The following is a 20,007-nucleotide window of genomic DNA, read 5'->3' as shown; positions in this document are numbered from 1 at the left end:
GGGTTTGGTTTGTAAAGGTCTGGTGGCCTAAAATGTGTAACCAAACGAGAAGTGGATCTGGCCCGGACTCTCGTATTCGTCCTGATTGAGTTTGTAGCCGTAAAGAAGGCTGATGGGGCCGATCACCGTGCCATAGCTGAAACCGCCGCCCAACGATGTTCGAAATCCCTGTTCAACGGCAGTACCGGTTGTTTCACCAAGCCTGCCGCCGTCCAGGAACATGATCCATTCCAGTTTTTCAGTCAGGGAAATTCGGGATTCCAGGCTTGCTGAAACCACGGACATTCCCCCCACAGGCTCCATGTCAAGGTCATGGGCAAGGAGGTTCTCCTTGAAACCCCTTACGTCCGAGGTACCGCCGAGAAAGAAAAGCCGATCCTCTGCAATGGCCTCAGGGGCTGAAATGGGCTGGATGTAACCAAGGCGGGTGCGAAGGGCAAAGGTGACCCGTTTCATGGGGGTCAGGTATTGCCTCACATCAAGGGCGTATTTAATAAAATCGTCAAGGTCACTGTTAAACCCCGTGTAAATATCCGTTGTCAGCGAGGTAAACATTCCAGTCCTTGGCCGGACCACGGAATCCCGGGTGTCATATGCCAGGGCCAGGGAGGTTTTAAGAATATTACGGGTATCGTACTCATCCCCTGGATCCGTTGCCAGATTGTAATCTTCTTCATCGCCAAACCTGGTGCGGTTTTCATAGGTCAGTGACAGGCCTGCGTTGAGGTGGGGAAGAATCGGTTTTGTGAGATTGCTTGAAATGCCCCATGCTTTGACACCAAAATCGTAGTTCAATTCTTCTTTTTTCTGGACAAACAGGGTTAGGGATGCTGTCATATCAGATTTCAGGAAAAAAGGATCTTTGATTCCTGTTTCACCTTCAAATCCGATGCCGCTGACTTCGGCCTTTATCCAGGAGTCAATGTCCCTGCCAAAACTGTTGTTGTCACCGGTCTGGGCGTTGAAATAAAACAGCCGTTCCGTGTCATGGCCAAGGGCTGTCTCAACATAGTAGGGCTTTCTTTCTTTGACGATCACCTCAAGGTCAGCCGTTGATTTTTTCTCTTTTAGGTCACCGGCCTGGATCCGGACCGTCTGGATGGCCCCTATTTTCCTTAATCGTTTTTCTGCATCAACGATGTCTTGAAGTGAAAAAGGGTCATTGGTTTTGATTTTCAGAAGATCCTGCATCGTCCGTTCTTTGAGCCGGGTATTGCCGGTATACCGGATCTCTCCCACGCGAACAAGGGGTCCCGGGTCAACGGTGAACAAAAGGTTAACAGCCGTGTCGCTCGTTGTTGTTATCTCTGTCTTGACACGTACGTGGGGGTACCCCTTGTGTGAAACAAGGGTGGCAATACTGTTTTCATCACTCTTTACCATGTATTCCCTGAAGGGTACACCCGGTTTAAGCGTCAGGGTGCGGACTGTATCGCCTTCATCCAGAAGCGTACCAAGACCCCTGATGGAGACCTCTTTTACCAGAATTGGATCGTGTTCATTGACAATGATTTTGATATGTACATCAATCCCCGGCTGCCCTTTAATGGATTCATTGTCTTCAAAGGTGAGGTCGCTTTTGACCGAGGCATTTTTAAATCCATTGGCCAGGTAGAGACGTTTGATGGCCTTGAGATCATCGTCAAGTTGATGTTGACTGAAACCGTCATTTTTTAAAAAGCCCTTTTCAGACAGGCCCATTTCTTTGTGGATGGCATCGGTTGAAATGCTGCGGTTACCGTCAATGGTGATGGATGCCACCCGCATTCGTGTTTTTTCGTTGATGGTGAAAATGACATCCCAGTAGGTTCTGCCTTTTATGGTTGTTTTTTCCTTGGTAAAGGTGACGGTGACATCCTTGAATCCTTTTTCATGGTAGCGTTTTCGAATGTTGATGACCCCTTTTCTAAGGCCGGCATCCTGGAGGTTGCCCCGTTCAAAGACGGGTATCTCCCCTTTGAGCTGCCGGGGGTGAAAAAAAACAGCCCCCTTTATCTCTATCCGGTATTCAAGGCCTTCATCAATGATCAGGCAAAGGGCCTGGCCATTGTTCCGGGTGACGATTTCATGGGTGATTGAGGCATCGGCAAATCCCTTTTTACGATAGAATGAAACAAGATCCTGTTTGTCTTTTCTCAGCCAGTCAAGGTTAAGGCAGGTCTTTGCAAAGGGCACAAGGGTGGTTGACCACAGTTTGGTTCTCAGCTTGAGGCGCAGGGTTGAGAACTGTTTGTTGCCTGAAATATCCAGCTGTTTCAGTTCAATGCAGGGCGCTGGATCCCTGGGGTTGTCTGCTGGGAAACAGGGGGTGATACCTGAAAATACGAACAGACAAAGGCAAATTAGACCTGGAAGGCACAGTTTCATTGAAACTCCAGACGATACCTGATCTCAGCCCCATAGTGACCTTCGGTGTTTTGAAATCCGGATAGGGTGAATCTGTCCGATAGTTTATAGTCCGTGGATGTCTTCTGGATCATTTCTCCCTCCTTTGCCTCCATGCCGTAGGTGACGGTGATTTTGTCGGTGATCTCCTTGCCGACGGTGAGGTTAATATCACTGAGGGACGAACTTGTACTGCTCTGTCCAACGCCAACCTCAAGGGTATCTATGCCCACGTTTTTTTTGAGTCTCTCGGCAAGGGAAGAGGCCGCTAATCCAGCAACAAGGGAGGCGGGTGATGTGGATGTTCCCCCTTCTGAGTTGATCAACTCGGTTGTGGTCTTTCCGGTTAAAAGAAGGGATAGAATATCCCCGTATTGTTCCTGGGGTACAGATGAAAGTGTCAGGATCAGGTTGTCCGGTGGGCCGGTTAATTTCAGAATAATTTGCCGGTCTTGAATTTGGTGCTCTGCCTGGATGTCAAGCACGGGCGCGATCCCATAGGGATCAATAAAATCCACAATTCCCTTGGTGAGTTCAAATTCCTTGGCATTATAGGTGATGGTTCCGGGAGTAAGGGTCGCCCGGCCCGTGACCGCAGGACCTCCAATGGTCCCGCCGATCTTGAGGTGGGGAGTCACCCAGAGATCGGCAAGGTTGTTGCTGATGGAAAAGGGGGCGTCTGCCCGGACAAGGATGTTCAGTTTAATGGCATTGACAAGATTGTCTGATTTGTCTTCCTGGGTGGTTGAACGATTCTGGACGGATCCCAGGATTTTTTCAAGGGCTGTTTTCTCCAGGTTGAAATCAGCGTTCCATTCTCCCGAGGAAAGGGTGATGGCTCCTTCCAGGGAGGCTTTTTTTAAATTGCCGTTGAGGACAAGGTCTGTCTGGAACAGGGTGTTCATCCTGTCCGGCAACACAACGGGCAGGTCCTTGCCCTTGAGTTGGAAGTTAAACCTGTCCGGTACAAAATCCATAAGCCCCATGTCACCCGACAGGGTAAAATGCCCGGTATCAATCATCCCCGTTATGTTTTGTATCTGGATCTTTTCCCGGTCGGCAAGGATTAGTCCGCTGATATCGTGAAGTTTCTGCCCGGTTTCATCAACAACCATGGCGATGTTGACAAGTTCAACCCGTCCTGTGACAGCGCTCTTCTGGATCTCTTTGTCCACGAGGGCATCAATCTGAATGGCAACCTCTCCCTCAACATTGTTAATTTCCCGGGTAAAGAGTTGTATGGTTCGGGCAGGTATGGTTCCCGTGGCATTGATTTTGATCTTTTGTTCGAGGCTCCCCTTTGCCTGGACCGTTGCCTTCATGCTGCCCTTGACATCCCCTGTCCCGGCAGGATCCAAATAGGGACGAAGATCCGATTGCGTGACGGTCATATCCGACTCAAAGGCCATTTTTTCAAGGGCAAGTAAACTGCCGTCTTCCATGAGCCGGATACGGCCCGCAAGGGTGAGGTCGGAATCTGGATTGGCAAGGGAAAAATTTTTGATGTCAAGGTAATCATCTGAAAAGACAAGGTCCATGGCTGCATCTGCCCTGGGATAATCTTTGTATCCGGCATCTGTTGCCACCAGGTGAACGGTTGCCCCGGGGTGGTCCAGGCTGCCCGTGAGCATTGCGTCAAAGGCATATTTGCCATGGATATCCGGGATATTAAATTGTTTCAGGAAGGGGTGCAGATTAAAGCGGTCTGCCTTTACCTTCAGGTCTCCTGATATTTTTTCAAGGGCAAGCAAACTGCCGTTGTCCATGAGCCGGACCCGGCCCTCTGTAAAGAGGTTGGTGTCTGGATTGTTCAGGGATAATTTTTTGATGTCAAGGTAATCATTTGAAAAGACAAGGTCCATGGCTGCATCTGCCCTGGGATAATCTTTGTACCCGGCACCGTCGGCCGTCAGGTGTAAGGTGGCCCTGGGATGGTCCAGGCTGCCCGTGAACATAGCGTCAAAGGAAAACTTACCGTGAACATCCGCTATATCAAATTGCGAAAGAAGGGGTTGCGGTTCAAAATGGTCTGCTGAAAGTTTCAGGTCTGCGGATATTTTATCAACAGCGAGGTTTCCAAAAAATCCCTGGGGAAGGGCCTGGGTGAGATCAATCTTTCCTTGTCCTGATACCTGACCGCCCTCCAGGGTTACCAGGACATTCTCAAGTGTCAGCAACCGCTCTTTAATCTGTAATTGAACCTGAGCCTGAACCGGTTGAACCTGAGCCTGGACCTGGAGGTGTTCTTTGCCTTCCTGGTTCTCCCCTGGGGGTTGTGGCGGTCCCAGGGGCTGGATATCTCGTCCGTCAAGGTTTAAAACCATTGCTGGATTGCCAAGGGCGCCCTTGATTGAACCCTTTACGGTAAATTTACCCCTGGCGATGCCTCTTTCAATGATCTTTTCCGGAAGAAAACGTTCAAGGAAATTTTCAAGGATGATCCGGGTTGAAGCAAACGAAATATCGGTTTCTATCTGTTCTGGGGGGAGAAGACGCCCTTTTCCCAGGGGCTTGACGTATCCCTTAAGGGTCAGATTGGAGTCAAGAACGTTAAGGTCAAACCGCTTGATTTCAAGGCGATCATCTGAAAAAGCAAGAACCATCCGTGTATCCCCCCTTGGAAAATCCTGATACCCTGCATTGGTTGCGGTAAGGTCAAGGCTTGCTCGGATTTTTTCAAACAGGGGGACGCCTGTAAATCCGTCGGGAAAGGCCCGGTTCAGATCTGAAGTGGCGGATGCTGATACCTTGCTGCCGTCAATGGTGGAGGTGAATTGTTCCAGGGATAGCACACGGTTTTTAAGGTGACATTTGAGGTCTGTCCGTTTAAATGGGACAGACATTACCTTGCCGCCGTCTGAGGTGACTGAAAGGCTTATCCCTGGGTCGTTAAGTGTGCCGGTGAGGGTTGCGGTTGTCTTTAGTGTCCCCTCCATGGCAATGGGGGGGACAATGGCCGTTGATATTTTTCCAAGGTCTGCCACCAGATTCACGGCAAGATCGGCCCTGGGGGTTTGAAAAAGATCAACCACGGATCCCATAATCTCAAGGGTCCCAGGGTCTGAAACAACAGACAGATCGATATCTGACAGGGCACCGTTTTCAAGTGCAAGTTTAAGGGCGATTCTGTCTGCCCTGAACCTTTCCTTATGGTTCAAGGACAGAGAGCAGTCATGGGCTAGAAATGAGATCCGGGCCCTGCCGGCTGCAAGGTCTCCAGATCCAGACAGAAAGATATCTTCTGTTTTGGCCAGGAGGTTTTCTGATTCAAGGGCAAAGTCCAGACTGCCCTTTTCAACGAGGAATTGTTCAACAATGATGTTTACGGGCAATGGACCCGGCGACGCTGGCGGGGGGGAAGATTCTGCGTGGTCGTCTGGATCGATGAAACAGGTAATGAGGTTTAATTCAGCGTTGTTGTTTTGATTGAGGTAAAAACGGGGGGCTGAAATTTGAACCTGCTTGAGAATGATTGTATGGTCAAACAGCTGCGACAGGTCAAGACGGATCAGCATCTTTTCAAGGGTTGCGACCTTTTCCATGGCAGGACTATTTAGTTCAATCCCCTGGATCTCAACGGTTTTTTCTGTGAAAGAAAAGTTCACTGCCCCAAGGCTGATTGATCCGGGAATCCGGTCATTGACCCACCCGAGTAAATAATTCTGCCCACTGGGGGTTGCAACCAGGATGCCCGTTAACAAGGCTGCCAGGGCAAGGAAGATTAAAAAGGCGATAACGGCACCGGATAAAAGTTTAAGTCGCTTTTTCAACAAAACACCTGTTAACAGTCCTGGCCTGAGCCCTGAGGATCATATCGACATGTTCTATGCCCTCATCGTCATAGGATAAACCCATTGTTGTAAAACCAAAGCCTTGATAAAAATCCATGAGGTAGGTTTGGGCAGATATGAAAATATCCATGCCCGGATACTCACAGATACATTTTTCGATGCAGGTTTGCACCAGCCGACGTCCCAGACCCATTGATCGGAAGGCCTTCGGGGTGAGTATCCGTCCAAGAGCCGGTATTCGGTAACGTGTTCCCGGTTGGACAATCCGGGCATAGGCTGCAAGACAGCCGTTGCTGAAACGGCCCGAAAGGTGCCAGGCGTTCATGTCCAGCTCATCGGCATCCAGGTATGCACATGCCTGTTCCACAACAAAGACCCGTTGCCGTTCAGCCAGGATCTCATGCAGTTCAAGGCCTGAAATTTCGTTGAATTGTCGCCACTGCCAGGTGATGTTCATGTTTGTTTTCTACCCATCAATTTATTTCAAGGGGCAGGCTGATGGTGAATGTGGTGCCTTGATTGGGGGTTGATTCCACCTGAATGGTTCCCCCGTGCTGGGAGACGACTTTGTCGGCAATAAACAGGCCCAGTCCGGTTCCCTTTTTCTCTTTGCCCGAGTGAAACAGGGTAAATGCTTTTTTGATTTCCATATCTGTCATGCCGATGCCCGTGTCTGTAATGGTGAATTCAATCCTGTCATTGTTCCGGGTGATCGCAAGACTGATCCGCTGGTGAAGGGGCGGATTCATCTTGTCGGCTGCCTGTTTTGCCAGGCAGGCGTCAATGGCGTTGTCCAAAATGTTGACCAGGGCCGCCTGGAGGGGGGTGGAGTCGGCCATGAACTCAATTTCCGGGACAGGCAGGGTCTGCTCAAATTCGATGCCGGCATTGTCCATCCGCTGTTTGACTGTCTGGATGATCTCCCCTCCAAACCTGCCTGCGGTAAGCAGCTCTTTTGTAAGCTCTCTTTTTTTTGTGTAAAAGAGAATGTCAAGGATCAGTTTTCTGATCTTTGACGTCATGAGCTTCATGGTTTCCAGACCCTCCTGGGCCAGGTGCTGGTTTTCTTTTTTGAGGGCCGAATCCAAAAGGTAGAGCCCGCCGTCAAGTCCGGTGAGAAGCCCTTTTATGCCGTGGGAGACAGAGCCGATCATGAGGCCTAGCGATTTTAAATGATCTTCAATGTCCACCACCCGGCTGATATCCGTTGCCATGATCATAACTTCGTTGATGGGCAGATCCGTGGTGTCGGGCAGGGGGGCCTTCCCGGGAGGGGGATTTTGCTCAACAGGGGATGCCCAGGCCAGAAACGAAACCTCAGCCTGTTTGTTGGTCTTGTAGGTGACTTCCGCCTGGGCGGGTTTTCCTGATATAAAACTTTCAAGGGCCGGGCAGCCCTCACAGGGAACGGAAGAACCCGTGCATATCTTGTGACAGAAATCATGGGCGTTGTCGTTGAAAGGCCCTTTACCGAAAAGCTCCTTGAACGAGGCATTGGATGAAGTGATTTTAAGTTCCCGGTCCACACAGAAGACCACCATGGGCAGTGTTTCCATAATGGTGGCAAGATCTCCGGTTGATTCCCTGTGAACCGCCTTGAGAGCCTCACTTTTTTGCTGAACCATGCGCTCAAGGTTGTGGGTGTAGTCAAAGAGCTGTTTTTTTAAGACGATCTTTTGTTTTGCCCTGTCAATGGCAACCTCCAGGCTTTTCACATCAACGGGTTTAGTGATGAACTCCACGGCCTGGTTTCTGAAGCTCTCAATGGCAAGGTCCATATCCCCATGACCGGTAATCATGATAATTTCGGTTTCAGGTGCAATGGCCTTGATTTTTTTCAGCAGCTGTATTCCGTCCATGACCGGCATTTTGATGTCTGTGAGCACAATGGGAAATCCATGGTTCTTAAAAAGTTCCATGGCCTTTTGGCCGTTTTCCGCAAGGGTTACCCGATAACCCAGATCCTGGAGGGTAATGGCCAGCACCTCCCGAATGTCCTCCTCATCGTCCACAAGGAGAATCTCTTTAATTTCAGGATCGTTCTTCATGGTTGTCCTGCTCCTTTGACCGGTATGCCGGAAGAATGACCTGGAATACAGCTCCCTTTTCCGAGGTTTCTTTGATGGATATCAGACCTGAACTCTCCTTGATGATGCCATAGCTGATGGAAAGGCCAAGGCCCGTTCCCTTTCCCACCTCCTTGGTGGTGAAAAAAGGCTGAAATATTTTTTCTGCAACATCCGCCGGTACACCGGTGCCTGTGTCCTCGACCTCCACATGGACCTTTTCATCCAGGAGATAGCCCCGGATGGTGATTTTTTTCTTAAGTCCAGCGTCATTATGACAGATTTCCGCCTTGGCTTCAATGGCATCCCTTGCATTGATCAGCAGATTGATGAACACCTGCTCAAGTCGGCCGGGATCTGTCATCACAGGGGCAAGGGGAGGGGTTATATCCCAGTCGACCGTGATCCCCCTGACCTTGAGCTGCTGGCTGAAGATTTCATAGGCCCGCTCCAGGATGTCGACAATATCCACAGGGATGAGTTTAATGTCAGATTTTCGAGCAAAGTCGCGCATGTGATTGATGATTTTGGATGCACGATTCACGTTGGCATCAATTTTTTGAAGCAGGGTGGTGAGGATCTCCGGATTTATCTCCTGGTTTTTTCTGATTTTTTCAATGCAGAAGCTTGAGGCGGTTTTAATCACCGAAAGTGGCTGGTTGAGTTCATGGGCCACCCCGGTTGCCATCTCCCCCAGGGTGGCAAGTTTTGCCGCCTGGAGAAACTGGGTCTCTGTTTCAAGTCTTTGTGTGATGTCCGAGGTGGTGACCAGCAGAACCTTCTGACCCGGATATTCCGACGGTGAAATCCAGATGTCCACAAACATGGGCCGGTTGTTGGACCTGCGATGTTTCACCGAATTGATGATCGACGTGTTGCGCACAATATCATCAATTTCCTGGGTGGGCTGGGACGGATCAAACAGGTAGCTGAAAGGCTTTCCCACGATATCGGCCATCCCATATCCATACACCTCAGCGACGCTCTCGTTACAGTCAAGGATGGTAAGGGAGTCATTGTCAAGGACGAACACCGGGTTGGGAATGTTGTTGAAAATGGCATGGTATTTTTTTTCTGAAAGTTCAGCCCGTTGTTCAAGTTCCTTTCGGTGGGTGATATCAAGGTTAATCTCCATGGCCGCAACGATTTCACCCGCCGCATTCTTGACCGGGCTTGTTCTCACGATCCAATGCTCCATGGTACCGTTTTTACCGATTCCCTCCTCTTCAGAGTAATGGGATTTTCCGTCCTTGAAGGTCTTTTCCACGGGGCAGTTGCTGCACCGGGTGGTTCTGCCCTTGTAGGTGGCATAGCAGAAGTCACCGATTTTGGGGTTGTATTTGTTGTAGAACTCTTTGTTAAAGTTGATGAGTTTAAAATTTTTGTCCTGGACCGTGATCAGACAGGGTACCCTTTCAAACAGGTTCTGGTACTCGTTTTTTTGTTTGGTCAGCTCCTTCTGGTGGTGGTTTATCCGTTGACGCATGGTGTTGAACGCAGTTGCAAGCTGACCGATTTCCGATTCCCGATGGGAATCGATGCGGGTGATTTTAGTGGCGCAGGTGATGTGTTTTGTCTCTTCGGTGAGCTGACGGATGGGGCCGATAACAAACTTGTAAACAAAGAGAAAGATGAAAAAAGAGGGGGCAACAAAGATGGCAAGGGCCAAAAAGACAATGCTTTGTTCATACTTGACGATTTCCGCATCGGTCTCCTGGAGGGAGATCACAAGCTCCATGGAGCCCAGAACTTTGGCCTTTGCATCGTGGAAATGGCATTGTTCACTACATCCAGGTTCGTTGTAGATGGGTGTGATGATCCCCAGGACCCGGTGGCCTGAATCGGCTGAAAAGATTCGTTTTCTTTCGTTGAGGGTCAGTTTGACAAGGGGCGGGTCCCCACGGTGGCAGATGATACATGCCTCTGATTCGGGAAGGGATTTTGTATCAACCTCGGACTCAATGTTGGAAAACTTGATAACCCCCCGTTTGTTGTAGATCCTGACATTTTCGATTTCCCGCTGGGTTGCGGTGTTCTGGATGATCTGGTGAATATCATCCCGGGCGTTGAGCATCATGGAGTAGTGGGTGCCGAGGCGAATGGTTTTACTGATTCGATCGGCAACACCCAAGGTGTCACCGACCGCCTTGTTGCGCTGGTAGTTGATGCTGAAGTAGGCCCATACCGAGATTGCCACAAAACAGATGAAAGCCATGATCATGATGAGCTTGAACACGAGGCTATGGCGGATCTTGTTCAAAAGCATATCAGGCGTCCGTTTCATTTTCTCTTGTGGCTAAAGGCAGAACTGATCTTTTGACCGGGCCGAATTTATCCGATGGTATTCTTGACGATGCCAATGAGTTTTTCCGGGTCAAAGGGCTTGGCAAGCCAGGTGATGGCCTTGTCAATGCTTAGATGGCGGCTTGCAAGACCTGAAATCACAATAACGGGAATATCCTTGTATGCTTCATGTTTGGACAGTCTCCTGAAAAATTTGGGCCCCCACTCCTTGGGCATTTCAAGGTCCAGTGTGATCAGATCGGGGTTCTCCTGCTGAAGCACCTCAAAAGCCTCTGCACCGTCATTGGCCGAACAGGTCTCATAGCCGTTGTCGTTGAAAATATTTATAAGGTATTTGACGATGACGGGATCATCATCCACGACAAGTATTTTTTTTGTCATTTTATTTTCCTATCTTTTTTTGTGTCTATAAAGGAATCAGGCGTTCCTTGTCGGCCGTTTTACTTGGATTGTTCGTGGCATCCACCACAGGTGATTGGGCCCTCTTTTCTCTCAAGATGGCAGCTACGGCACCTGTTGTGATAAGTTGCGATGAGTTTGAATTGCCTGGGGTCATCCTTTGCCCCGTGGCATTCTGAGCAGGCCATGTCTTCACTGGTTTCACCCGGCATCAGCTTTCCATCCTCATACACATGGTGACAGACATCACACTCATCAATGCCTGCGTTTTCATTGTGTTCGTCATGGACAAAGCAGACAAAGGGTCTGGTGTGTTTGGCAAAGACCGCCTCATCAATGTTCATACAGTCATCCCCTGTAACTGTTAGCGGTGCAAGAATCAAGGCATATGCCAGTAGTCTAAAAATATATTTTTTTAACGTATCAGTCAACAGAACATCCCCCTTTTTATGCGAAACATACCCCGGGTATCGTGGGTGCAGTTTCAGATTTTGTTGCGGCCAGAGCAGTTCGCATGCTCCGGCCATGCCGGTTATTCGGGTATTTCCATGATTTCATAGATAATGTCGCCGAGAAATTTGAGTTCCATGTCAATCCCATAGTGGTGGATGATGTCTTCAAGACCGCCATGGCAGTTGTGACAGGGGGCAATGACCACTTCGGCACCCTTTGCTTTGGCGGCAAAGAGCTGTTCTGCTTTTGCCTTGCTGCTTTCTACCCTTTCGTTTTTAAATGGAGGGCCACAGTTGATTACCCCGCCACCGGCGCCGCAGCAGTAGTTGTGCTCACAGTTGGGTGTCATTTCAATAAAGGTCTTGCAGGTGGCGTTGACCACTTCCCTTGCCATGTGGTGAAGCCCCCGACCCCTGACAATATTGCACGGGTCGTGGAGGGTGACGGGTCGGTCAAATTTTTTCTTGATCTTGATTTTTTCTTTGGAAAAAATTTCATGGTAATATTCAATGGCGTGGATGATGGGAATGGGGGGCATTTTCCAGCCAAGGGCCCGGTTGCCCATGTCGTAGACCGATCGAAAGGCATGGCCACATTCTCCCATGACGATTCGTTTGGCCTTGAGGCGTATGGCTGCCTCAAAATGGACCTTTTTAAGCCGTTCCATCATTTCATAGTCCCCGGTGTACATGCACATGTCCGAGTTGTCCCAGCCAGGAGAGGACGGCATGGTCCAACTTTCTCCTGCGGCCTCCATGATCATGGCGGCCTGGTATATGAGTTGGGCCCTGTACTTGGGCTCAGGTCCAATGACTGAGTAAAAAGTGTCGCTGCCTTCAACGTCCAGGGGAATTCTCAGGTTGGACACCTCGTCCCTTGCCTCTTCCTCCTGCCACATGAGGGTATCGATCCACTCGTCATCCTTTACCCACATCTGGTTGGCCGTGACTGAATGGCTGTGGGCCGTGTCCTGGATATACAGGGGAACCACGCCCAGTTTGTGGCAGATCCGCCGCATGACCGACATGACATAGGCAATGTCAATGCCAAATGGGCAGTACATGGCGCAGCGCTTGCACAGGTTGCACTGGGTGTAGGCTACCACGGCCGCATTTTTTATGAATTCGGGGGAAACCCGTCCTCGTTTGCGCATGATTTCCCACAGGGTCTGTTTAACCTTGCCAGCAGGAGAAAATTTGGGGTCCCGGTCCCTTGAGATAAAATAGTGACAGCCTTCGCTGCAAAGTCCGCAGTGGACACAGGTATCCACGTAGACCTTGAGTTTAGCGCCGGTTTCAGCGGTAATCACCTCGTTTATGACCCGTTCTATTTTTTCAGGTGAGAGCTTTTCCACTCCCGCCATGATACCCTTGTCGTCGATCTCGTTCTCTGTGATTGGTTTTGAATCACTCATGGAAAACCCTTATGTAAATAATGTTATTAACTGTTATTACAAGCTGTTGTTGGGGCGCATTTACCAGTCCTTAGCCATTCTGACGTTGCCGAACTCTGAGCCGATATATCCCCGTATAAAGGGGAACAGGAACATATGAAACAGCTTGGTAAAGGGAATGATGGCAATCATGAGTTCTCCTGAGAAGATATGGACCAGGGTCATGGTTTGAAAGCCTGCCCATTGGTGATAGACCCAGAAGCCTGTGAAAAAAGGTGCTGCAACCGCCACAAGGATGGCAATGTCCACCCAGGTAGTAAGGTATTTGACTTCAGGCAGGAACATCCGTCTTCCGGCAAAGAAAAGACAGGAGAGAACGACTATAATTGATAAAATGTCGGCTACAGCATTGGGCAGGGTTGGAAAATGAAAGCCAAAACTCTCCTGGATGAGAATGACATGGGCAAACAGAAAAAGGGGTGCGATAAAGAGACAGATGTGAAAGGCAAAGGTGACAACGGTCATGGCCGGATTAAGACGCATGTTCCGGGTGGCAAAGGGGGTGAGCCAATGGGCAATGGATCGCAGGGCATACCTGAGACTCATGTACTCAAAAACAGCACTGTCCTTTTTTTGGGCAAGCCGGTATAGGCTCGTGAATCTGAAAATACTGCCGCCCAGAAACAGGGCAAAGGAGAGCCATGCCAGGGGGCCTGTAACTAGGGAGTAAATGTCATGCATATCAACGTCTCCTTAAGATTAACCCAGGTCAACAATTTCCCGGTAAAAGATATTATTTTCAACGCCCTTGACAAGGATGCGCTGGCCGTCCTGGCTGAAAACAGGCATTTCAAGCCTTGTAAAATGTCTGTCAAGGGGTTTCCCATCAATGACAAGGATATATTTGCCCTGGGTTTCAACCTTTGCAGCCACATGGGCTGCATCGGGGCTGAAGACCGGTTTCCAGGCCATGTCAAACCGTCCCTGCCATGGTTTTCCGTCCACGGCAATGCCCCATCTGCCGTCATGCTTAAAGACACATCCAGCCCGTTGTCCGTTCAGGGAGGTTGCAAGATCGGTGACAAGCTCGTTAAACGTTGCGTCCCAGGCTGTGCCGTCCAAGGCCACGGTCCAGAGGCCATACTCGGGTGAAACAATGGCTGCCAGGCGGTTTTCTCCACCTGCATAGGCCGGGTGCCAGAGCTGATAAAACGAGGTATCCCAGACCAGGCCGTCCTGGCTTGCAAGCGACCATCGTCCCGCCTCTTTTACCGGAGCCACAACCTCATTTGTGTCGGGAGAGAAGATAGGTGCCCACACAGAGCTGTACTTTTTATCCCATGGCTTTCCGTCAACGACAATGGTGTAGTCCTGGTAGGTTGTCCGGATCGATGCAGCAACATGGTTACCGTCGTTTGAAAAACAAGGCTCCCATACGTTCATGTACGACTGTTTCCACGCGTTACCGTCAACCGCTACCGAGTAGCATCCTTTTCTGAACTTGAAAATTTCAGTTTCAAGCAGCAGTTCGGTTTCAACAACCGCAGCCGAGTGCAGCCCGTCGGGGCTCAGGGTCATGGCCGTGAGCCGTGAGAATTCCTTCGCCCAGGGCGTGTCATTGACGGAAACGGCGTATTGAAGGTCCTTCTGGGTGGAAACGGCAACATGGCTTCCGCTTGGGGTGAAGGCCATGTCCCAGGCAAAGTCATAGGTGTTTTCCCAGGGAGTGTCGTCGGTTGCGACCGTCCATTCAGCTGTGTCCGAGACAAGGGCAGAAAGCCTTCCATCCGGTCCAAATCTGAGATGCCACACCTTTTCGTAGGCATTTTCCCAGGTGGTTATCTCACCGGCTGAAGTTTGAGTCGCAGCGGTAAACTCTTCGTCATCATTTCTAATGATGGCGGCAACAATTTCCCCGTCTGGACTTGCACAGGGTTCTTCCTGATAGGAGAAACGCTCCTGCCACGGGGCAAGGTTTGCAATTTCGCGTTTCCCTATCTCCCAGTCCCAGTTTTCTCTATCCATAATTTTTCCAGTACCTGTTTAAAAAATTAAAATTTATATTATATTCTATTTAATTATCAACCATATCTTGCAACCATATCTATTTCAATCATTGAATGTCAATTATCATATGAAATTTTTATTGCAAGATTATTTTTATTGGGTTTCGGGTCAGGGTTGCGTCGTATCCTCACATTGACTATGGAAAATTCGGTCCGGTTATGATAATTACGGAAAAAATCGCCCCACTTTAATGGCGTTGTATTGGGGTACCTTTTAAACAATCAGGAGGTCTTTCATGGATAAAGCGGTTCTTGAGACACAATTTCCAGATATGAACCTTGTCAGAAAGGGCAAGGTCAGGGATATTTATGACACGGGTGAGGCATTTTTGATGGTAACAACGGACAGGCTTTCAGCCTTTGACGTTGTCCTTCCCAACGGCATTCCAGGCAAGGGAAAGGTGTTGACAAAAATTTCCGAATTCTGGTTCAAACAGATGGCGCCGCTTGTGGGCAACCATCTTATTTCAACGGATGTGGCTGATTTTCCAGACGTGTGCCAGCCCTATGCAAAGGTGCTGTCTGGCCGGACCATGCTTGTTAAAAAGGCAGAACCCCTGCCGGTGGAGTGCATTGTCCGGGGATATATCTCTGGATCTGGGTGGAAATCCTATCAAAATAACGGTACCCTTTGCGGCATTACCCTTCCCAAGGGTCTTGTCGAATCCGACCGTCTGCCTGAACCCCTTTATACCCCTTCAACCAAGGCCGAGGTCGGGGATCATGACATTAACATTGATTTTGCAAAAACCGTTGATCTCATTGGCCGGGAACGGGCTGAAAAACTCAGGGACCTGAGCATTCAAATCTATTTAAAGGGTGCTCAAACGGCCCTTAAAAAAGGGATTATTATTGCCGACACCAAGTTTGAATTTGGCCTTGTTGACGATGAGGTCATCCTCATTGACGAGGTGATGACCCCGGATTCTTCCCGGTTCTGGCCCATGGATACCTATGCACCGGGTGGCGCGCAAAAGAGCTATGACAAGCAGTTTGTCAGGGACTGGCTGGTTTCGTCGGGCTGGGATATGAAAGCACCTGGACCAGAGATTCCCCAGGATGTCATAGCCGGAACCGTAGCCAAATACCAGGAGGTCCTGGAGTTGATCACGGGACAGAAATAGGGCAGGGGGCTTTTTAACCCATTTTTTCTTTGTACCATCGCTGGTCACCGTAAAGGGCCTTCATGCAGTCTGGACAAATTCCATGGGAGAAAACAGCCTCCGTGTGGGCCTGAATATAGCTTTCGATTTGTTCCCAATATCCTTCGTCACTTCTGATCTTTTTGCAGTTGGCACAGATGGGTAAAAGCCCGCTTAAAACCTTTACATTATCGATCATGGCCTGGAGTTCAAGGATCAGGGCATCTTTTTCCTGGGTCTCCGCTTTAAGCCGTTCATTTTTAACCCTAAGGTCCTGCTGAAGGCGGCCCATGTGAATCTGGGTTTTGACCCTTGCCAGGATCTCCTCTTCTTGAAAGGGCTTGGAAATATAATCAGTGCAACCCATGGCAAAGGCTTTGATCTTGTCTTTGACATCATCCAGGGCAGTAATGAAAATCACAGGGATATTCCGGGTCCCTTCATTCTTTTTGAGGCATTCACACACCTCATAACCGTTCATGGCCGGCATCATAATATCCAGAAGGATGAGTTCCGGCGGCTTAGCATCAATGGCGGCAAGGGCTGTCTGACCCCCCGTGGCCGGACGAATTTCATACCCCTCTTTTTTCAGAATGGTGGACAATACCCGCAGATTATGGGGATTATCATCAACAATTATGATGTCGGGTCGGGTGTTTTTCATGGTAATGTCTCAACTCCCCATGTGGCGGTACTTTAAAAGAGCACCAATCTGGTTGTAACCAAAGATATCGGCAAGTTTTTCAAATCGATGGGCCAGTGGTTTGTTATATCTTCCTACCTGTCCAATAATCAAGCTGATTTTATCCATTTCTGCCTTGACCACAGCCTGTTCAAGGCCGTCAAGGAGATGTGGGGGGATTTTTTCAAACAGTTCCGGGCTTATATTTTCCTGGGTTTGTCCTTCTTGAACCGACCCTGGAGGCAAGTCATCCACCACGGGGATAAATTGTTTTTCTCCAGAAAAAAGCCCCCCTTCTGCAAGTGTTTTTAGTGGAATAGAAAAGAAAAAGGTGCTGCCCTTGCCCCTGACACTATCAACCTTGACTTCTCCGCCCATGAGGTGAATATAACTTCGACAGATTGCCAATCCAAGACCTGTTCCCTCATTGATTCCCTGGTCCGTTGCCAGTTGCACAAAGGGATCAAAGATCATTGCCTGTTCATCCTTGGCCATTCCGGGACCGGTATCTCTGATTTTAAACAAGATCTCTGGTGTGTCATTCTTTTCTACGATCACCTTTACCCCGCCTCTGGCGGTGAATTTAATGGCATTGTTGATAAGGTTGATAAGAATCTGCCAGAGTTTTACATCATCCACCTGCACGATGGCAGGAAGGTCCGGATGACAGATCAGGTCAAAGGAAAGGGCTTTTTCCGCAGCTTTCAGGCTAAACATGGCATGAATATCTGCAAGCAGATCCTGGAGGTTTGTCGTTCGTTCGTTCACCTCGGTTTTACCTGCCTCTATCTTGGACATGGCCAGAACGCTGTTGATGAGGGTCAGAAGATGATTCCCGCTGTTGCTGATGATGGAAAGGTGTTTACGTTCTTCGGGATCCAGGGCCGCGCTTTGGGCGATATGGCTTGAAAATCCAATGATGGCGTTTAACGGGGTTCTGAACTCATGGCTCATGTTGGCAAGAAATACGTTTTTGGCTCGACTGGCCTTTTCAGCCTCCTCCTTGGCCAGGGAAAGCTCGTTCACCCTTTGTTCCAATACAGTATGTAACCGTTTCAGGTTGTCCGTGGTCAGGTTGATGGCCCCGGATATCTGGCTTAACTCATCGTTTCCGGAAACCTCGAGCTTCTCTGACAGGTCACCTCGCCCGATGATCTCCATGGAGTGGTGGAGCTGCTTGAGATAGGCTTGAAGTTGTCGCAGAAAGGATACCAGGATCAGGGAAACACAAATGGCAATAATTCCCCCAAGAACGGCAATTTGAAGAATAAGGTGAAAGTCCCGATTTTTTATCTCCTGGTATACCATCACGGTCAAACGGGTGAGTTTTACCTCAAATTCAGACCTTAAATACCTGATCAATGCATAAACATTGTTTCTGTTTGTCAGGTTGACATAGGACTTTTCTTCCAGGTATTGGAGAATCAACCCGTCCTTTGAGTGATCTTTTTCATTTATAAGGGGTTCAAGGTTCTCTGCCACCTCGTTTAATTTCTGACGCGTAGCCATCCAGAAAGCATACAATGAGTCAAGGACGCTTTTTTTGTTTTGTGTTGCAAGAATCTTGTGCACGTTGTCAGAGCCATTCAGGGCCTCAATTGCAATAAACAGATCACTATGGGCATGTCGCCATTTAGTAAAGGTGGTGTCAAGGTCGTTTGTAGACAGTAGTTCAGCGCTTAACAGCTGGAGTTCTTTTAATTTATGGAGGGTAGTCTTGCAGATGGTATCTGCCTGCCTCAGGGTTTCAATTTTATAGATAATAAGGCAGGCCAGTCCCTCGATGCTGAAAAGACCCAGGACAACAATGAAGATTACAATGAAAAAACGGGTTTTAATCTTCATGGTAAGGCACCTGGTGCTGGTGTGGGTTTTTGGCAAAATAGTCATGGGACATTCTGTCAATTTCAGACAGAACCCGGTCAGCGTCGCCGGGCTTGAGAATAAACTCTCCAAGTTTTTTAACTGCAAATTCACAAACGGGTGTGGGGGAGGCTTCCCAGTATCTGTTGAGTATTCTGTAATGTTCATCATAGATTCGGGACAGCAGGGTTTTCTTTGCCCGGGGCAGATACCCTGGGTCCGTCTGTCGGTTGGGGGAATAGGATTTAAGCAGGCTGGAAAAATAGGGGTTTCCTTCCGGCCCCATCCACCAGTCGGCAATTTTTAGGGCCTCTTGATTCCCGGGTGCATGGACAGCTGTAAAAATAGGGCCTGTTTCCATGGCAATGTTTTTGCCGGCCCCTTGATTGTGGGGAGGAAGAATGAACACGCCAATGGTTTCTTCGTTTACCCCCTGGGGCAGAAGAACCGTTGAATAGTACCAGGAACCGCAAAGGATCATGGCAAATTTTTCTTTGTTCCAAAGGTGGCCGCCATTGGTGAACATGTTGACGCCGGGATCGGTAAAATAACCCTTTTCGATCATGTCTCCCCACACGGCCATGGCTTTTTTTGCCCGGGTGTCGAGATAGCTTGCATCGCCCCTGCACAGGTCAACGTAGAAATCGGGATCTTGGCCAATGACCACCTGCATGAACCAGACAAAGGCGTACCACTGGTCCTGGAGGGAAGATAGCAGGGGAGGGATGCCATGGGCCTTGAGTGTTGCACAGACGGCCATGAATTCAGCCCAGGATCGGGGTTCCTGAAGGTTCAATCGTGTAAATATCTCTTTGTTGTACCATATGGCCCAGTATTCGATGGAATAGGGAAATCCATAGACCCGGCCATTAAAGGTGTAGGCATCTCGAATTGCCCTGTCATAGCTTTTGTCGTACTTGTCCCACAGATAGGTCAGATCATCCACCAGCCCTTTATCCACAAGTGCCCTTACCCTGGCTGTTGACCACCAGGTGAAGAGTTCCGGGGCCTCCTGTGTGGGAAGGGATGCCATCATACGGCTGACAAAGAGGTCGGTTGTCTGGGAAGGTACCGGGACGAACCCTGTTCCAACGGCCTTTTTTGCAGCTTGTCCCTGGCGGGCAAAGATTGTTTGAAACATCGGCATAATGCCCTTGTCATGGGCAAGAATAATCTGCCCTCCGGTTTTTTTGTGACCATTGTCTGAAAAATGGTCAACAGCAAAAAACAGGGCCAGAGCAAGAATAACCGTCAACATGGTCTGTAACCACATCTTCATTGACAACTCCTTTTCAAACCACGATCTTCAGTACCTGGAAAGCGGTTCAGCGTCCCGGACATCTTTATGGCTTTCGTCGGCTCACCAAAATCCCGGGTCCGTCTGATTGTGCCATAGCACAGTGTCGTTCCGCGGTCAACGCTCCGGCAGTCAGATATTGCACTCCCTTCTGGTATGTGGTAAA

At 49.2% G+C, this 20,007-nt stretch carries 14 protein-coding genes; 1 reads left to right on the top strand and 13 read right to left on the bottom strand.

The window, feature by feature from the left end; all coding sequences use genetic code 11:
* Nucleotides 1–27 precede the first annotated feature (27 nt).
* From HRM2_RS12870 to tmcD, 10 genes are read right to left on the bottom strand one after another with little or no spacing between them, the layout of a single operon-like run.
* The gene (locus HRM2_RS12870; protein WP_015904445.1) at nt 28–2,367 is read right to left on the bottom strand and encodes a POTRA domain-containing protein; all 2,340 of its coding nucleotides are present in this window, start codon (nt 2,365–2,367) and stop codon (nt 28–30) included.
* Nucleotides 2,364–6,155: a translocation/assembly module TamB domain-containing protein gene (locus tag HRM2_RS12865; RefSeq protein WP_015904444.1), complete on the bottom strand. Its 3,792-nt coding sequence runs from the start codon at nt 6,153–6,155 to the stop codon at nt 2,364–2,366. Before HRM2_RS12865 ends, HRM2_RS12870 begins: the two co-directional genes overlap by 4 nt.
* A complete protein-coding gene (locus tag HRM2_RS12860; protein WP_015904443.1) occupies nt 6,139–6,633 on the bottom strand; it encodes a GNAT family N-acetyltransferase in 495 nt (164 codons plus the stop codon). The genes HRM2_RS12865 and HRM2_RS12860 overlap by 17 nt, the downstream gene beginning before the upstream one ends.
* 16 nt (nt 6,634–6,649) lie before the next feature.
* Nucleotides 6,650–8,224, bottom strand: a complete 1,575-nt coding sequence (locus HRM2_RS12855; RefSeq protein ID WP_015904442.1) for a response regulator — start codon at nt 8,222–8,224, stop codon at nt 6,650–6,652.
* The gene (locus HRM2_RS12850) at nt 8,208–10,526 is read right to left on the bottom strand and encodes a HAMP domain-containing sensor histidine kinase (protein WP_015904441.1); all 2,319 of its coding nucleotides are present in this window, start codon (nt 10,524–10,526) and stop codon (nt 8,208–8,210) included. The genes HRM2_RS12855 and HRM2_RS12850 overlap by 17 nt, the downstream gene beginning before the upstream one ends.
* A gap of 47 nt (nt 10,527–10,573) precedes the next feature.
* Entirely contained in the window at nt 10,574–10,927 is a 354-nt protein-coding gene (divK, locus tag HRM2_RS12845; protein ID WP_015904440.1) for a DVU0259 family response regulator domain-containing protein, read from the bottom strand.
* 59 nt (nt 10,928–10,986) lie between these two features.
* Nucleotides 10,987–11,472 carry an acidic tetraheme cytochrome c3 TmcA gene (gene tmcA / locus HRM2_RS28330; RefSeq protein ID WP_015904439.1) on the bottom strand — a complete coding sequence of 162 codons (486 nt, stop codon included), beginning with the start codon at nt 11,470–11,472 and terminating at the stop codon, nt 10,987–10,989.
* 5 nt (nt 11,473–11,477) lie between these two features.
* Entirely contained in the window at nt 11,478–12,812 is a 1,335-nt protein-coding gene (gene tmcB, locus HRM2_RS12835) for an electron transfer complex ferredoxin TmcB (RefSeq protein ID WP_015904438.1), read from the bottom strand.
* 60 nt (nt 12,813–12,872) lie between these two features.
* On the bottom strand, nt 12,873–13,532 hold the full coding sequence (gene tmcC, locus HRM2_RS12830; RefSeq protein ID WP_015904437.1) for a TmcC family electron transfer complex membrane anchor subunit: 660 nt from the start codon (nt 13,530–13,532) through the stop codon (nt 12,873–12,875).
* A gap of 18 nt (nt 13,533–13,550) precedes the next feature.
* Nucleotides 13,551–14,816: an electron transfer complex subunit TmcD gene (tmcD, locus tag HRM2_RS12825; RefSeq protein ID WP_015904436.1), complete on the bottom strand. Its 1,266-nt coding sequence runs from the start codon at nt 14,814–14,816 to the stop codon at nt 13,551–13,553.
* Between the two features lie 277 nt (nt 14,817–15,093).
* Between tmcD and HRM2_RS12820 the strand changes: the two genes are divergently transcribed.
* A complete protein-coding gene (locus HRM2_RS12820) occupies nt 15,094–15,981 on the top strand; it encodes a phosphoribosylaminoimidazolesuccinocarboxamide synthase (protein ID WP_015904435.1) in 888 nt (295 codons plus the stop codon).
* Between the two features lie 13 nt (nt 15,982–15,994).
* On the opposite strand, the gene HRM2_RS12815 is transcribed toward HRM2_RS12820, so the two are convergent.
* From HRM2_RS12815 to HRM2_RS12805, 3 genes are read right to left on the bottom strand one after another with little or no spacing between them, the layout of a single operon-like run.
* Entirely contained in the window at nt 15,995–16,663 is a 669-nt protein-coding gene (locus HRM2_RS12815) for a response regulator (protein WP_015904434.1), read from the bottom strand.
* A gap of 9 nt (nt 16,664–16,672) precedes the next feature.
* Nucleotides 16,673–18,526 carry a sensor histidine kinase gene (locus tag HRM2_RS25255; protein WP_015904433.1) on the bottom strand — a complete coding sequence of 618 codons (1,854 nt, stop codon included), beginning with the start codon at nt 18,524–18,526 and terminating at the stop codon, nt 16,673–16,675.
* Nucleotides 18,516–19,823 carry an ABC transporter substrate-binding protein gene (locus HRM2_RS12805; RefSeq protein ID WP_015904432.1) on the bottom strand — a complete coding sequence of 436 codons (1,308 nt, stop codon included), beginning with the start codon at nt 19,821–19,823 and terminating at the stop codon, nt 18,516–18,518. Before HRM2_RS12805 ends, HRM2_RS25255 begins: the two co-directional genes overlap by 11 nt.
* Nucleotides 19,824–20,007: the final 184 nt, after the last annotated feature.

The sequence above is a fragment of the Desulforapulum autotrophicum HRM2 genome, from assembly GCF_000020365.1.
Classification (GTDB): Bacteria; Desulfobacterota; Desulfobacteria; order Desulfobacterales; family Desulfobacteraceae; genus Desulforapulum; species Desulforapulum autotrophicum.
This window is presented reverse-complemented; position numbering and strand designations above follow the sequence as displayed.

Coding starts and splice junctions, on each gene's coding strand:
- HRM2_RS12870 (WP_015904445.1), bottom strand. CDS start 2,367: ATGAAACTGTGCCTTCCAGGTCTAATTTGCCTTTGTCTGTTCGTATTT.
- HRM2_RS12860 (WP_015904443.1), bottom strand. CDS start 6,633: ATGAACATCACCTGGCAGTGGCGACAATTCAACGAAATTTCAGGCCTT.
- HRM2_RS12855 (WP_015904442.1), bottom strand. CDS start 8,224: ATGAAGAACGATCCTGAAATTAAAGAGATTCTCCTTGTGGACGATGAG.
- HRM2_RS12850 (WP_015904441.1), bottom strand. CDS start 10,526: ATGAAACGGACGCCTGATATGCTTTTGAACAAGATCCGCCATAGCCTC.
- divK (WP_015904440.1), bottom strand. CDS start 10,927: ATGACAAAAAAAATACTTGTCGTGGATGATGATCCCGTCATCGTCAAA.
- tmcA (WP_015904439.1), bottom strand. CDS start 11,472: ATGGCCGGAGCATGCGAACTGCTCTGGCCGCAACAAAATCTGAAACTG.
- tmcB (WP_015904438.1), bottom strand. CDS start 12,812: ATGAGTGATTCAAAACCAATCACAGAGAACGAGATCGACGACAAGGGT.
- tmcC (WP_015904437.1), bottom strand. CDS start 13,532: ATGCATGACATTTACTCCCTAGTTACAGGCCCCCTGGCATGGCTCTCC.
- tmcD (WP_015904436.1), bottom strand. CDS start 14,816: ATGGATAGAGAAAACTGGGACTGGGAGATAGGGAAACGCGAAATTGCA.
- HRM2_RS12820 (WP_015904435.1), top strand. CDS start 15,094: ATGGATAAAGCGGTTCTTGAGACACAATTTCCAGATATGAACCTTGTC.
- HRM2_RS12815 (WP_015904434.1), bottom strand. CDS start 16,663: ATGAAAAACACCCGACCCGACATCATAATTGTTGATGATAATCCCCAT.
- HRM2_RS25255 (WP_015904433.1), bottom strand. CDS start 18,526: ATGAAGATTAAAACCCGTTTTTTCATTGTAATCTTCATTGTTGTCCTG.
- HRM2_RS12805 (WP_015904432.1), bottom strand. CDS start 19,823: ATGAAGATGTGGTTACAGACCATGTTGACGGTTATTCTTGCTCTGGCC.